General features: G+C 46.2%; 15 protein-coding genes. 3 read left to right on the forward strand and 12 right to left on the reverse strand.

The window, feature by feature from the left end; all coding sequences use genetic code 11:
• Positions 1 to 8 precede the first annotated feature (8 nt).
• The 10 genes from BTA31_RS13815 to BTA31_RS13860 form a co-directional block, all read right to left on the reverse strand.
• The gene (locus BTA31_RS13815) at positions 9 to 497 is read right to left on the reverse strand and encodes a dihydrofolate reductase (RefSeq protein WP_076792498.1); all 489 of its coding nucleotides are present in this window, start codon (positions 495 to 497) and stop codon (positions 9 to 11) included.
• 356 nt (positions 498 to 853) lie between these two features.
• Positions 854 to 1,402 carry a phosphatidylglycerophosphatase A family protein gene (locus BTA31_RS13820; RefSeq protein ID WP_043926927.1) on the reverse strand — a complete coding sequence of 183 codons (549 nt, stop codon included), beginning with the start codon at positions 1,400 to 1,402 and terminating at the stop codon, positions 854 to 856.
• Positions 1,403 to 1,417: 15 nt separating this feature from the next.
• The gene (locus BTA31_RS13825; protein ID WP_043926929.1) at positions 1,418 to 2,020 is read right to left on the reverse strand and encodes a YpjP family protein; all 603 of its coding nucleotides are present in this window, start codon (positions 2,018 to 2,020) and stop codon (positions 1,418 to 1,420) included.
• A gap of 271 nt (positions 2,021 to 2,291) precedes the next feature.
• Positions 2,292 to 3,062 (reverse strand): class I SAM-dependent methyltransferase, encoded by a 771-nt coding sequence (locus BTA31_RS13830; protein ID WP_043926930.1) that lies wholly within the window; start codon positions 3,060 to 3,062, stop codon positions 2,292 to 2,294.
• Between the two features lie 36 nt (positions 3,063 to 3,098).
• Positions 3,099 to 3,533 carry a BrxA/BrxB family bacilliredoxin gene (locus BTA31_RS13835; RefSeq protein ID WP_043926931.1) on the reverse strand — a complete coding sequence of 145 codons (435 nt, stop codon included), beginning with the start codon at positions 3,531 to 3,533 and terminating at the stop codon, positions 3,099 to 3,101.
• Between the two features lie 88 nt (positions 3,534 to 3,621).
• The gene (gene ilvD, locus BTA31_RS13840) at positions 3,622 to 5,298 is read right to left on the reverse strand and encodes a dihydroxy-acid dehydratase (RefSeq protein WP_076792500.1); all 1,677 of its coding nucleotides are present in this window, start codon (positions 5,296 to 5,298) and stop codon (positions 3,622 to 3,624) included.
• 341 nt (positions 5,299 to 5,639) lie between these two features.
• Complete coding sequence (locus BTA31_RS13845; RefSeq protein ID WP_076792503.1) at positions 5,640 to 6,776, reverse strand: conserved virulence factor C family protein; 1,137 nt, start codon at positions 6,774 to 6,776, stop codon at positions 5,640 to 5,642.
• Between the two features lie 30 nt (positions 6,777 to 6,806).
• On the reverse strand, positions 6,807 to 7,478 hold the full coding sequence (locus BTA31_RS13850) for an HD domain-containing protein (RefSeq protein WP_076792506.1): 672 nt from the start codon (positions 7,476 to 7,478) through the stop codon (positions 6,807 to 6,809).
• Positions 7,466 to 7,945: a glutathione peroxidase gene (locus BTA31_RS13855; RefSeq protein ID WP_076792509.1), complete on the reverse strand. Its 480-nt coding sequence runs from the start codon at positions 7,943 to 7,945 to the stop codon at positions 7,466 to 7,468. The genes BTA31_RS13850 and BTA31_RS13855 overlap by 13 nt, the downstream gene beginning before the upstream one ends.
• Before the next feature lie 15 nt (positions 7,946 to 7,960).
• Positions 7,961 to 9,640 (reverse strand): formate--tetrahydrofolate ligase, encoded by a 1,680-nt coding sequence (locus BTA31_RS13860; RefSeq protein ID WP_043926980.1) that lies wholly within the window; start codon positions 9,638 to 9,640, stop codon positions 7,961 to 7,963.
• A 151-nt stretch (positions 9,641 to 9,791) separates the two neighbouring features.
• Here BTA31_RS13860 and metA point away from each other — a divergent pair, with 151 nt between their 5' ends.
• Complete coding sequence (gene metA / locus BTA31_RS13865) at positions 9,792 to 10,700, forward strand: homoserine O-acetyltransferase MetA (RefSeq protein WP_076792512.1); 909 nt, start codon at positions 9,792 to 9,794, stop codon at positions 10,698 to 10,700.
• Between the two features lie 269 nt (positions 10,701 to 10,969).
• Positions 10,970 to 12,121: a diglucosyl diacylglycerol synthase gene (locus BTA31_RS13870; protein WP_076792515.1), complete on the forward strand. Its 1,152-nt coding sequence runs from the start codon at positions 10,970 to 10,972 to the stop codon at positions 12,119 to 12,121.
• 51 nt (positions 12,122 to 12,172) lie between these two features.
• On the opposite strand, the gene BTA31_RS13875 is transcribed toward BTA31_RS13870, so the two are convergent.
• Positions 12,173 to 12,862, reverse strand: a complete 690-nt coding sequence (locus BTA31_RS13875) for an AIM24 family protein (protein ID WP_076792517.1) — start codon at positions 12,860 to 12,862, stop codon at positions 12,173 to 12,175.
• Between the two features lie 284 nt (positions 12,863 to 13,146).
• Between BTA31_RS13875 and cspD the strand changes: the two genes are divergently transcribed.
• The gene (cspD, locus tag BTA31_RS13880) at positions 13,147 to 13,347 is read left to right on the forward strand and encodes a cold-shock protein CspD (RefSeq protein ID WP_003230776.1); all 201 of its coding nucleotides are present in this window, start codon (positions 13,147 to 13,149) and stop codon (positions 13,345 to 13,347) included.
• 55 nt (positions 13,348 to 13,402) lie between these two features.
• On the opposite strand, the gene BTA31_RS13885 is transcribed toward cspD, so the two are convergent.
• Complete coding sequence (locus BTA31_RS13885) at positions 13,403 to 13,585, reverse strand: hypothetical protein (RefSeq protein WP_003182837.1); 183 nt, start codon at positions 13,583 to 13,585, stop codon at positions 13,403 to 13,405.
• Positions 13,586 to 13,666 lie beyond the last annotated feature (81 nt).

The following is a 13,666-nucleotide window of genomic DNA, read 5'->3' on the forward strand; positions in this document are numbered from 1 at the left end:
CCTCTCCTTTATCCTTTTCTTTGATAAACGAGGAATTCGTAGTCATAAGGATTTTTGTCATCTTTCAGGCCTTTCCGCCTCGAAACGATTTCCCACTCAGCTTCATTGAATTCAGGAAAATACCGGTCCCCTTCAAAGGTTTCATCGATTTTTGTCACATACAGCTTGTCCGCAAAAGGCAGAATCTCCGTATATAGTGTTGAACCGCCGATGACAAAACATTCTTCGTTTCTGTTTTTCGCAAACCGCACCGCTTCCTCTGCCGAGTGCATCACCTGACAATTCGGGATATCCAGTTCTTTATTGGATGTGATGATGATGTTCTCCCGGTGAGGCAAAGGTCTGCCGATGGATTCAAACGTCTTTCTCCCCATGATCACGGCGTGTCCTTTCGTCACTTCTTTAAAATACTTCAAATCTTGCGGCAGATGCCATGGCAGATCATTGTCTTTGCCGATCAGGCGGTTTCTGTCCATGGCAGCAATCAATGAAATCATTGTTTAAAGCCCCCTTATGATGTTTGTAGCGAAATAATGCCGGATGATACTCATCTCTTTGTATGATCATCTGTGAACATGATGATGAGGATGGAGGTTAAAGCTATGATGAGAGGAAACCTTTCTTCGAGGTTTTCATTCTGATCAGGCCGCCCGAATGTATTGGTCTCATTCCCCGTTTTATTCTTTTCCGGTTTTCTTACATATGACGGCACATATCCGCATGATGTTTCATTTTTTTCATCCTTTTGTAGTGTATCTTGTTTAACCTTTCGAAAACAAGATATTTTTCGAGATAAGGCATAAAATATGCGGCATAAAAAACCCCGCCTGATGGCGGGGATGGCTGAGCCTTTTCAGCGGCTTTTCGCAACGCTCTGACCGTCTGTTCTCACTTCCTGCACTTCATCCTCAAGATCTTGATGCGAATGGGCAATTCGGCTTGCCGCAGCTGCCGCCAAGGCAGCGACGATATCATCAAGGAATGTATGAACCTCATCGTCCGGACAGTCGTCCAGTTCTTTAATGATGCCGAATTTTTCCTTATCCAGATAGCCGAAGTTCGTCAAGCCGATCGAACCGTAGACGTTTACGATAGAAAGCGGAATAATCTCGTCGATCCCGTAAAGGGGTTCATCCGTTTCGACCAAATATTGAAGCGGTTCAGGCAACAGCTTTTTCTCGGCAAGCTGGTCAAGCGCTATCCCCGTTAAAACGGCATGAACGATTTCCCTTTTGTTTAAGACCTTTTCGACATTCTCAACGCATACATCAAGCGGGAGATCAGGATGGTATTTTTCCTGCAGTTTTTGGACGATGAGCGCGATATCCTCAATCGTAACCCCGCGCTCATTCAGCATATTTTTCGTTAAGTGCACCATTTCATTCATCGTGTACTTCTTCATCTGCATCAATCTCCTTTAGTGACTCATCCAGTTAGGCGGTGTATTGCGGTCCCAGTAAATGCTTCCGAGATCGTGATGTTTTTGAAAGCCGTCTTCGGCAGTATGGTAATGAAAGTTAAACCAGTACCCTTTATGCGGCGGCTTGTCCCTGCGCACATGGAACCTTAGCACATCTTCCCCCGTTTTCCGGTTGTAAACGTGAAAGATTTTCTCCGACTTCCCCGCCGTCGGCGTTTTGGAAATGACAAGATCCTGGTAAGCGTGATTGTCCTGCATTGTCATGAGATGGCTGACGATGATCTCCTCGATCTTTGGAAGCACTTCTTCCCTGTACTCGTCTTCAATGACCGGCGATATCCTGCTGCCGAATTTTACGAATGAAAGATCTTCCGCTTCATTGAGCAGTTCATCCTTGTAGGTGTCAAATGAAGATTTGGATTCGCCGTCTTCGTCATGCTCGGGCTCTTCATCCTTTTGATAAACAGCTGTATACCCGGACTCTTTCACGCTCTGATGCTCCTGCGGCTTGTCCGCCATCAATGCCGCAGGAGGAGATACAAGGCCGAACGTTGCAATTGTAAATAATGCGACAAGCGCTTTTCTCATCCACATCTTCATGACTGGTTTGTTCCCTTCTGATCGCTTTTTCGTTTTCTTTTATTCTATCATAGGTTGAATTTTCAGTCATTCATAAAGTGGATGTGCAGAAACACAAAACGCCTTTTCTTTTCGCGATAAAACGTTTACAATCAAAGATGAAAATTCCAAAACTGGGAGTGATCGTTCATGATTGAAGGTCTTTTTATAGCCGCTTCATTCATTACCCTCGCTTATTTTATCGTCATGGAAATCGCAGATTAAAAAAACCCAAGGTATATACCTTGGGTTTTCATTTTTCGAGGACACCGTAATGAAACAGGGCCGTTTTGCGTTTTTTTACGCGAAATCCGTATTTTTCAAAGCGCGGACTCTTCCAGTGGTCTTTCAGCACCACTCTTTTTCTGGCGACCCGAAGAGCTTCATGTAAAGCACCGTCAAGGGTAAACTCGGAATGCGCCCACTTTCTTAAAGGGGCGATGCCGTCTGATTCTTTGATTTCATCATCAAACATCGGGTCGAAGTAGACGATATCTGCTGAATCATCATCAAGTTCCAGCAGGTAATCAATGCTGTCGCCTGAATGAACCCGAATCCTTTTCATCGCCTGATCCAAAGCGTCAAGGCCTGTCTCCCACGATTGAAGCCCCGCCTCGACAAGAAAAGCGAGGAGCTGACTTTTTTCAATTCCGCGCACTTCACCTTGTTCGCCTGCGGCAAGGCTCGCAATGATCGCGTCTGAACCAAGGCCGAGCGTACAATCGAGCAGCTTGTCCCCCGGTTCAACTTGTGCAGCTTCGACAAAAGGGTCCGGTTCGCCTTTTAACATGCGCTTGGCCCGGAACATCGCAGAGTTCGGGTGGAAAAAGAATTTTTCACCTTCTGAATGATACAGCTCGAAGCGTTCTTTTCCAACCACGAGAACATCATCCTGCTCTGTTTGCCGGATTTGACGAATCGGCCGTTTTCTCCGTTCGGAAAAGCGGGCGCCGAGCGTCCGGCTGATTTTTTCTGCCGTTAAAATCGTGCTTTCAGTCGGTCTGTAGCTTGTTGTGACAATCATGTTTTTCTCCGTAAAAAATGCCCTTCAAAGGGCATTTTAGCAATGTTTTTCAAAAGCGTCCGTGATGTTTTTCATAATCTCCGTCATTTCACGGCCTTCAATCTGTTCACGCGGAATGAAATGAACGACTTCTTTGCCTTTCAGCAGTGCCATTGAAGGTGAAGACGGTTCATATCCTTCGAAGTATTCCCTCATTTTTGCCGTTGCTTCACGGTCCTGTCCGGCAAAGACTGTAACGGTCTCGTCAGGCCCGTTTTCGCTTCCGGAGACGGCTTGAACGGCTGCCGGTCTCGCCAGCCCGGCGGCACATCCGCAGACTGAGTTGACGACGACGAAAGTCGTGCCTTCTGCACCTTCCATGAATGTCTCAACTTCTTCCGCGGTCGTTAACTCTTTAAAGCCGGCCTGCACCAATTCCTGACGCATCGGAAGAACGAGTTGGCGCATGTATTCTTCATAAGCTGTTGACATATTAAAAAGCCCCCTCTATAAACCTTGACTACTGATGTCAAGGATACTACAGAGGGGGCTGAATTTCAAACACCGGGCAAAAAAACCGCTAGATTTTCATAATGCCGCCGGTATTGGCAGATGTCACAAGCTTTGAATATCGGGCGAGATAGCCTGTTTTCACTTTCGGTTCAAATCCGGGCCAGTTTGCTTTTCTTTTTTCCCATTCTTCATCGGAGATTTCAATGTTTAAAATCCGCTTTTCGATATCGACAACGATATGGTCACCGTTTTCTACGAAAGCAAGCGGGCCGCCTTCGGCTGCTTCTGGCGAGACGTGGCCGATCGAAAGACCGCGGGAGGCTCCAGAAAAGCGGCCGTCGGTAATCAAGGCGACTTTCGGACCGAGTCCCATTCCGACGATCTGCGAAGTCGGCGCAAGCATTTCAGGCATTCCCGGGCCGCCTTTAGGACCTTCATAGCGGATGATGACGACATCTCCCGCTTTTACTTTACGGTTGATGATACCGTCAAGCGCTTCTTCCTGTGAATCAAAGACAACCGCAGGTCCTTCATGACGGGTAATCCCGTCTTGAACGCCGCCCGTTTTAATGATTGCACCGTCAGGCGCCAGGTTGCCGAACAGGACGGCGAGTCCGCCTTGCTCTGAAAACGGCTGATCGATCGGATGAATGACCTCGTAATCTTTCACTTCGCGCCCGGCAATATTTTCGCCAAGCGTGTTTCCCGTTACAGTCAGCGTATCCAAGTGAAGCGCGCCTTCTTTTTTCGACAGCTCGTTTAAGACTGCTGATACGCCTCCTGCTTCATGCAAATCTTCAATAAACACATCGGAAGCCGGTGCAAGCTTTGATAAATGCGGAACCCTTGCCGCTACCTCATTGATCCGTTCAAGCGAATAGTCTACACCCGCTTCATTGGCGATCGCAAGCGTATGAAGGATCGTATTCGTTGATCCGCCGAGCGCCATGTCTAAAGCGAAAGCGTTGTCGATCGCTTTTTCGGTTACGATGTCGCGCGGTTTGATATCCGCCTTGATCAGCTCCATCAGCTGGCCGGCCGACTGTTTGGCAAATTCCCTGCGGTCGGGCGATGTCGCCAAAATGGTGCCGTTGCCCGGCATTGCGATGCCAAGAGCTTCAGAAAGACAGTTCATCGAGTTGGCCGTGAACATGCCCGAGCAAGACCCGCAAGTCGGACAGCCGAACTGTTCAAGCTCCTCAAGCCCTTTCTCATCGATTTTGCCGGATTGATAAGCGCCAACGCCTTCAAATACAGAGGAAAGCGAGATTTTTCGTCCGTCGCTCGTTCTTCCCGCTTCCATCGGTCCCCCGCTGACAAACACGGTCGGAATGTTGATCCGCATTGCCGCCATAATCATGCCCGGTGTGATTTTATCACAGTTTGGAATACATACCATTCCGTCAAACCAGTGCGCCGACACAACCGTTTCTACTGAATCTGCGATGATTTCGCGGCTCGGTAGAGAATATCTCATTCCGATGTGCCCCATCGCAATTCCGTCGTCAACCCCGATTGTATTAAATTCAAACGGAACACCGCCGGCCTCTCTGATCGCCTCTTTGACGATTTTTCCAAACTCCTGCAAATGGACATGACCCGGTACGATATCGATGTATGAGTTGCAAACGGCAATAAACGGTTTGCCGAAGTCCTCTTCTTTTACCCCAGCCGCTCGCAGCAAACTGCGGTGCGGCGCTCTGTCGATCCCTTTTGTAATCATATCACTACGTAAACCTGTCATCGTGATCCTCCTAAATATCTTCGTATTTACATTCTATATTTTCTGAATATTCAGTTTTAAAAAACTGTCTGTTAACCGCTTGCCGGACTGATCCGCAAGATGACGGCTGTTTTGATCTTCATCTGTAAATCATTCCCCATGAATCAGAACCTCCACATTCCATATGATTGCTAACTACTATATATATTTTCAGGGTGTTTTTCAACAATATTCGAAATATTTTTATAGAAAAAGTGATATTTTATAACAAGACGCGTGACTTTTTTCAAAATACCCGGATTGGCAGCTTCTGAAGCGGAGGGCTTGAGATATAAAAAAAGACGCTGTTTCCAGCGTCCTTGTCAGCCGTCTTTTTTGCGGCTTTCCGTCATTTGCTTCCAAACGGAGCCTTTTGCTTCCTCACCGTATTCGATCCGTTCGATCGCCATTTTGACCTGAAGGCTGACTTCAAATTCCGGATCGTTTTCAGCTTCTTTTAAAGCGGGAAGCGCGCTTTCATCGCCGACTTCGTACAGAAACATGGCGGCTCTCCAACGCACAAGCTTGCTCGGGTCCTTCAGCGCTTTGATCATCGCCGGAATCGCTTCCGGGTTTCCGATATCTGACAGACAATCACCGGCCGTTCTTCTGACCGTGATCGTTTTGTCTTCGAGCGCTTTATATAAAAGAGGAAGCACCGCAGGCGTCTCGATCATGCCTAAATAAACGACAGCAAGCCTTCTGATCGATGTTTTCGGGTCATTGAGCGCTTTTTCGAGGACGGGAATATCCTCTTCAGCCGGATCCATTTGTTCAAGATGGGCATAGCGTTTTTGCCAATCTTCCTCATCCATCATTTCAAGCGTTACCCGGTAAGACTTTCGTTGCACAGCGGCGCGTTTACCCTCAGCATCGCTTGACGCGGCTGATTCCGTCAGCTTCCGCAGGCGCTCTTCATCGTAAGCCGCCTCAAGCTCTTCCGTTACTTCGCGGCCGATTTCTGAAAAATCGCCGAATCTGACGCCTTGCTCTTTCCATGACCGTTCGAGCACGACGTTGGAAGACGCGGTCTTAAGCTTCAAGATCGCTTCCTGGAAACGTTCCGGAAGGCCGAAGCGCTCCTCGCGCTCACCGTCGGTCAATTTCACCTGCATCGGTATCCCGCTGAACATTTGCACGAAGACTTTAACCTCGCCAAACGATTCTTTTTCTTCGGAACGGCTCCCCGCCTCTTCGGCTTCGTCCATTCCGAATGCAGCGCGCACCGCAGGGAGGATGTCTTTCCAGTCAAATCTGGCATTGCGCTCGACAGCGATAAAATCGGCCACATGGTAGACGCCTTTTACTCCGTCTATGTTTAAAACCTCTTGAATGACGGGAGGCGCGCCTTCCGCATGATCCTTTTTATAATTATTGCTTTTACCGCCCGGCAGTTCTTCGGTCAAAATCACCTTCATTGTATTCGGACTCGGTGTCGGTTCTATCGATTTAATTTTCATCATTGTCCCCCTCTGTTTAAAGATCCGGTCCTATTCTACCATAACCCCCGGCCCTGATCTATCAAGGCGGCTTTCTCTGGAGAAGGCGCATTCATTTTCCAGTTCGCTGAGGAATTCGAGCATCAGCTTATGCCTTTTTTCCGCGAGCATCCGTCCCGTCTTCGTATTCATCAAATCTTTTAAAAGGAGAAGCTTCTCGTAAAAGTGGCCGACCGCAGTAGGTGCATCGCCGCTCCCATAGAGGAGATGGCCCTTTGCCCCCGCATACATCAAAGCCCTGGCAATCCCGACGGCGCCGATCGCATCAAGCCGATCGGCGTCCTGGACAACCATTCCTTCTTTTGAAAGGGGTTCGTCTTTATATTTCTCTCTGTCTCTGAATGAAATTCTTGTAATGATGGCAAGAATCCCGTCAACCGTTTCCGGATCGACCATCCAGTCTTCTGACAGGCGCCTTTTCAGCTCCTGAAGCGGAACCCGGTGTTCATCGGACAGCTTTTCATCAATCACATCGTGGAGAAGTGCGCAAGCTTCGGTCATAAACAGATCTGCACCCTCTTCTTTTGCGATCTGAAGGCTTACGTTCCGCACCCTTTCGATATGCAGCCAGTCATGTCCTGTGCCTTCGGCTGCGAGCTTCTCTTTTACCCATTCGGACATCAAGCGGATCTGTTCTGTTTGTTCATGATTCAGCCCAGCCATTTCTGAATGGTCTCCTCCATCTCCTTTGGATTGGTTTGGGGTGAAAAACGCTCGACGTTCTCGCCGGTTTGATCGACGAGAAATTTTGTGAAATTCCATTTGACCGCTTTTGTTCCAAGCATGCCCTTCGCCTTGTTCGTCAAGTGGCGGAACAGCGGGTGGATTTGATCCCCTTTTACATTCACCTTCGAAAACATCGGAAACGTGACACCGTAATTGACGCTGCAAAATTCTTCAATGCTTTTTTCATCGCCCGGCTCCTGATTCATGAATTGGTTGCTGGGAAAGCCAAGAATCTCAAATCCCCGGTCTTTATATGCTTCATACAAGTCTTGAAGCTGTTGATATTGAGGGGTAAATCCGCACTTTGAAGCCGTGTTGACAATAAGAAGCACTTTGCCTTTATACGGCCTCAGTGTCGTGTCCTCGCCTTTAATCGTCTTGACGCTGATATCGTAAATGGACATGACGGTCCCTCCTTTTTAGAATAAACCTTTAGCCTTGCCGTTTTCGTCGACATCCATCTTAAGTGCAGCAGGATGTTTCGGCAGACCGGGCATTGTTAAAATACTGCCTGTCAAAGCGACGATAAATCCCGCGCCCCTCGATGGTTTTAATTCGCGGACAGTGATGATAAAACCTTGCGGCCTGCCGGTTTTCCCCGGGTCATCTGATAAAGAATACTGAGTTTTCGCCACGCAGACAGGCAGTCCGTCCAACCCGTTCTTTTTCAATTCAAGCAGCTGCTTTTTCGCCTTTTCGGTAAACTCTACCCCTTCGGCTCCATAAACGGTGCGGGAAATCTTGGTTAATTTGTCTTCGATCGAGTCGGTTAATTCGTATAAATAGGAAAAACGATTGTCCTTTTGTTCCATGACATGAATAACTTCCCTTGCGAGGTCAATCCCGCCTTTTCCGCCCTCTTCCCAAACATTGCACAGTGCAGCCGGATGCCCGTTGTCCCTGCACCAGCCAAGAACCGTCTCAAGCTCGTCCTCCGTATCCTGTACGAATCTGTTGACGGCCACAACGTATGGAAGACCGAACGCGTCTATCGTTTCGATATGCTTCGCAAGGTTTGCAATTCCGCTTTTTAATGCTTTTACGTCTTTTTGCTTCAAATCGGCGAGAGGCGTTCCGCCATGCATTTTCAGCGCTCTGACGGTGGCGACGATCACGACCGCTCCCGGGGTAAACCCGCCGGCTCTCGTTTTGATGTGCATGAATTTTTCAGCACCTAAATCAGCGCCAAATCCCGCTTCAGTCACGACATAATCAGCCAGTTTCGCAGCCGTTTTAGTCGCGATCAGACTGTTTGCCCCGTGAGCGATGTTTGCAAACGGGCCTCCGTGGACGAGCGCCGGTGTTCCTTCAACAGTTTGAACAAGGTTTGGTTTGATTGCATCTTTTAACAGGAGGGCAAGCGCTCCCTGTACACCGAGCATGCCGGCCGTCACCGGCTCTCCGTCAACGGTATAGGCAACGATCATTGCTGCCAGGCGCTTTTTTAAATCGGCCAAATCTCCGGCCAGGCATAAAACGGCCATGATTTCCGAGGCGACGGTAATGTCAAAGCCATCTTCCCGGGGAAATCCGTTCGCTTTTCCGCCCAAGCCGACAACGGTTTCACGCAGCGCCCTGTCATTGAGATCAAGCGTCCTTTTCCAGACGATTTTTCTGATATCGATGTTTAATTCGTTCCCCTGATGAATATGATTGTCTATAAAAGCCGCCAAAGCGTTGTTTGCAGCTGTGATCGCATGCATATCTCCCGTAAAGTGAAGGTTGATATCCTCCATCGGAAGAACCTGGGAAAATCCTCCTCCGGCAGCCCCGCCTTTCAGGCCCATCGTCGGACCGAGTGAAGGTTCCCTCAGTGCAACGATCGATTTTTTGCCAATCTGCCAGAGCGCCTGGCTCAATCCGACGGTGACAGTCGACTTCCCCTCGCCTGCCGGGGTCGGGTTGATGGAGGTTACCAAGATCACCTGTCCATCGGGTTTTTCTTTTAAACGCTCAAAAATTTTTAAAGAAATTTTCGCTTTTGTGCAACCAAAACACTCTATTTCTTCGTCATTTATATTGAGTTTCCGTGCAATTTCGGTAATCGGTTTTAATTCCGTACTTTGGGCGATTTCTATGTCTGATAAATGGGATTTCATTTGCAAGAGGAGCCTCCTTTTGGTTCATCACACGATGATTTTCCATATTTTTCACACACTTCTTTCATTGTAACACAATTCACACATTGAAATATCGCCAAAAAGTTCCTATAATGAAGAAAAATCAGCGGAGAAAACCGGAGGTGGCGTGTTGCCTATCAACATACCTATCAATTTGCCAGCTAAGCAGATTCTTGAAAGTGAAAATATTTTTGTCATGGATGAAAAACGGGCTTTTCATCAGGACATCAGACCATTAAATATTGTGATTCTTAATCTGATGCCGCAGAAAATTAAGACCGAGACACAGCTGCTCAGGATGCTCGGAAATTCTCCTTTACAGGTATATTTCACTTTTTTAATACCGTCTACACACACGCCAAAACATACACCAAGGCAGCATTTGGAACAGTTTTATACAACTTTTTCTTCAATCAGGGACCGAAAATTCGACGGCATGATTATTACCGGTGCACCGATCGAGCACCTGGAGTTCGAAGAGGTATCCTATTGGGAAGAACTCCAGGAGATTTTAGACTGGAGCAAAACACATGTCACATCAACGCTTCACATCTGCTGGGGAGCGCAGGCAGGACTGTATCATCACTACGGGATTCGCAAAGTCAAACTGCCGAAAAAAACATTTGGCGTTTTTGAACACAGAATAATGGAGAAAAATGAAAGACTGGTCAGAGGCTTTGAAGAGTTCTACTATGTCCCGCATTCGAGGCATACAGATATAAATATGGATGACTTAAAAGCCGTTTCCCACTTAAAAGTGCTCAGCATATCCGATGAAGCGGGCGTCTGTTTAATTGCTTCAAAAGATGAAAAACAAGTTTTTTTAACTGGACATCCTGAGTATGATACAGATACTCTTAAAGAAGAGTATGAAAGAGATTTAGCCAGGAACATGGACATTGATCCGCCGGTGAATTATTTTAAAGACGGGCCGGACGGTGCGGTGCCTGTAAACCGCTGGAAAGCCCATGCGACTCTTTTGTTTATGAACTGGCTGAACTACTACGTTTACCAGGAAACACCATATGAGTGGAAATGAAATTCTCATGCCCTGGTCTGATGCAAGACATTCAAAATGTGTTAAAATACAGTTGGGTTAGTCTTCCATAAGGGGGGTTCGGCTTTGCAGCGAAAGCAGGAATTTAAGGAACCCAGTGCTTTCCTGCCGATCCATACTTTAAAAATACCTTAATTTTTGTTCTTCATTTATAATTAAAATAATATTTATGGTATGGTATGTGTGGACATTGACTCCTGTTTTTTTACCATTTTAGCTCTTGCTGTTTGAATTAATTGAGGTGAATATGCTTGAATACCAATAAAAATATATTAATTTTGACTGCAAATTACGGAAATGGCCATGTTCAAGTAGCCAAAACGCTCTACCAAGAGTGCGAACGGCTCGGTTTTAAGAATGTAACTGTTTCGAATTTGTATCAAGAATCAAATCCGATTGTGTCAGAGATCACGCAGTATCTCTACCTGAAAAGCTTCTCAATCGGTAAACAGTTTTATCGTCTTTTCTACTATGGGGTCGATAAAATTTACAATAAAAGAAAGTTTAATATTTATTTCAAAATGGGAAATAAACGGCTGGACCAACTGGTTAAAAAACATCAGCCAGATATCATCATCAATACGTTTCCAATGATTGTCGTGCCCGAATACAGACGGAGAATGGGAAAAGTCATTCCGACTTTTAACGTCATGACGGATTTCTGTCTTCATAAAATTTGGGTCCACGAACATATTGATAAATATTACGTAGCAACTGATTACGTGAAGGAAAAACTGCTCGAAATCGGCACTCACCCGAGCAACGTCAAGATCACGGGCATTCCGATCCGCAGGCAGTTTGAAGAAGAAATGGACAAAGATAAGATCTACGAGAAGTATCAGCTGTCTCCCGACAAGAAGATATTGCTGATCATGGCAGGCGCACACGGGGTTCTGAAAAACGTAAAAGAACTGTGCGAATCTCTGGTGACGGAAGAAGATGTTCAAGTCGTCGTCGTGTGCGGAAAAAATTCGATGCTGAAATCTTCACTGGAAGACATTGAAGCCCTTTATCCAAACAAGCTGAAAACGCTCGGTTATATCGAAAGAATTGACGAGCTGTTCAGGGTGGCTGACTGCATGATCACAAAGCCGGGCGGAATTACCTTGACAGAGGCCACGGCAATCGGCGTTCCCGTCATCCTTTACAAGCCTGTTCCCGGGCAGGAAAAGGAAAATGCCCTGTTCTTCGAAGACAGAGGGGCTGCCATCGTCGTCAACAGGCATGAGGAGATTCTTGAATCAGTCTCTTCCCTTTTGGCTGATGAGAAAAAATTAAACGAAATGAAGAAAAACATTAAAAGCCTGCATTTATCCAATTCATCAGAAGTCATCCTGACGGACATTATCGAGCAGTCTGAAATCATCATGAACAAAAAACAGACTGTCCGGGCGCTGTCCTAAAAAAATTCGATGCAAAAAAACACTTGCTCTGCAAGTGTTTTTTGTTTGATATTAAGATTCCGAGTAATAAACTTCTTCAAACGGCTGCACAACGACAAACCCGTTCCCTGAAAACTTCATTTGGATCGATTCCCCGCTTCCCCTGCCGATGAACGTCTTAAAAGAGACATCTGTCACAAATTCAGGCTGCAGGCTTCCAGACCAGGCAACCGTTGCGTTTGGATCGGTATAGACGGGGCTTTCCGGGGTTACGATCAAAGTGAGCGGCTCATAATGGCTTGTGATTGCAGCCATTCCTGTTCCTTCAAGCTTAATGTTAAACAGCCCGCCGGCAAGCATACCGGAAATTCTTTTCATCAGTTTGATGTCCCAATGGATCGACGACTCAAAAGCGAGCAGGTCGTGCCCATTCACAAATATGGAGTCTTGATTCAAGTTTAAGATGGATATCTTCTTTCCTTGATCCGCGAGGTACACCTTTCCGTTTCCTTCCGCTTTCATCAGTGCAGCCCCTTCGCCGCTGAACACTTTTTTCACCATCCGTCCAATTCCGTGTTCAAATACCCCTTCACGCTTAAATTTGACTCTTCCTCTGTAGGAAATCATCGAACCGGCCTTTGCCCACACTTTTCCGTCGAGATTGACTTCCAAGAGACGGGGCGTTTCCATTTCAAACAGCCCCTCCCCTTTGTCTTCCTGCTGGGTTTTGGATACAAACTCATCAACCGAATAACGGCTCATCTGTTAACACTCCTGTTCACATTCCTGATATTGGTTTTATTATATACGGACTGACGCTTAAAATGTTTCATCCGCTTTGCGAAAAATGATGTTGAATAACCATAAATTGAAAACGATTTCAAAGAAATTCCTTAAAAAAGCATTAAAGTTCATTTTTTTCTCTTGACAGCTTGACGAAGCCTCCATAGATAGTGTATAGTGAAACCATCATTTAGCAGAACACCGTTAGATGATGAAAATTTTTTTTAGCACATTGTGCTACAGTACTAGGAGGATTAAGCAATATGCAAAACGGTAAAGTAAAATGGTTTAACAATGAAAAAGGCTTCGGCTTCATCGAAGTTGAAGGAGGAGACGATGTATTCGTTCATTTCACTGCAATCGAAGGTGACGGATACAAATCTCTAGAAGAAGGACAAGAAGTTTCTTTCGAAATTGTTGAAGGTAATCGTGGACCTCAAGCATCTAACGTTGTAAAGCTTTAACAAAATCAGAACAAATTGAGACTTCAAATAAGAGGAGAGGCATTTTTTGCCTCTCCTATTTAATTTTCAGCTGAATTTCGATCGCCAGTATATTTTGCTTCAGCCTTTGCTCGATTTCCTCAATATTCTTCTCGAGAGATGGACGCCCCTTTTTCGCAATATCAACGAGCTGTTCAAGATCTTTATATACCTCCACAAATGTCTTGTGAAGAACGGTTTGCAGTTCATTGCTTTCCACTGTTCCTCAGACTCCTTTTTTTATGATTACCTAAATTAGTAATAAAGACTTATATTTTTTAGGTTCAATAGTTATATCGGA

Origin of the sequence: Bacillus haynesii (genome assembly GCF_001969855.1) — a bacterium.
Taxonomy (GTDB): domain Bacteria; phylum Bacillota; class Bacilli; order Bacillales; family Bacillaceae; genus Bacillus; species Bacillus haynesii.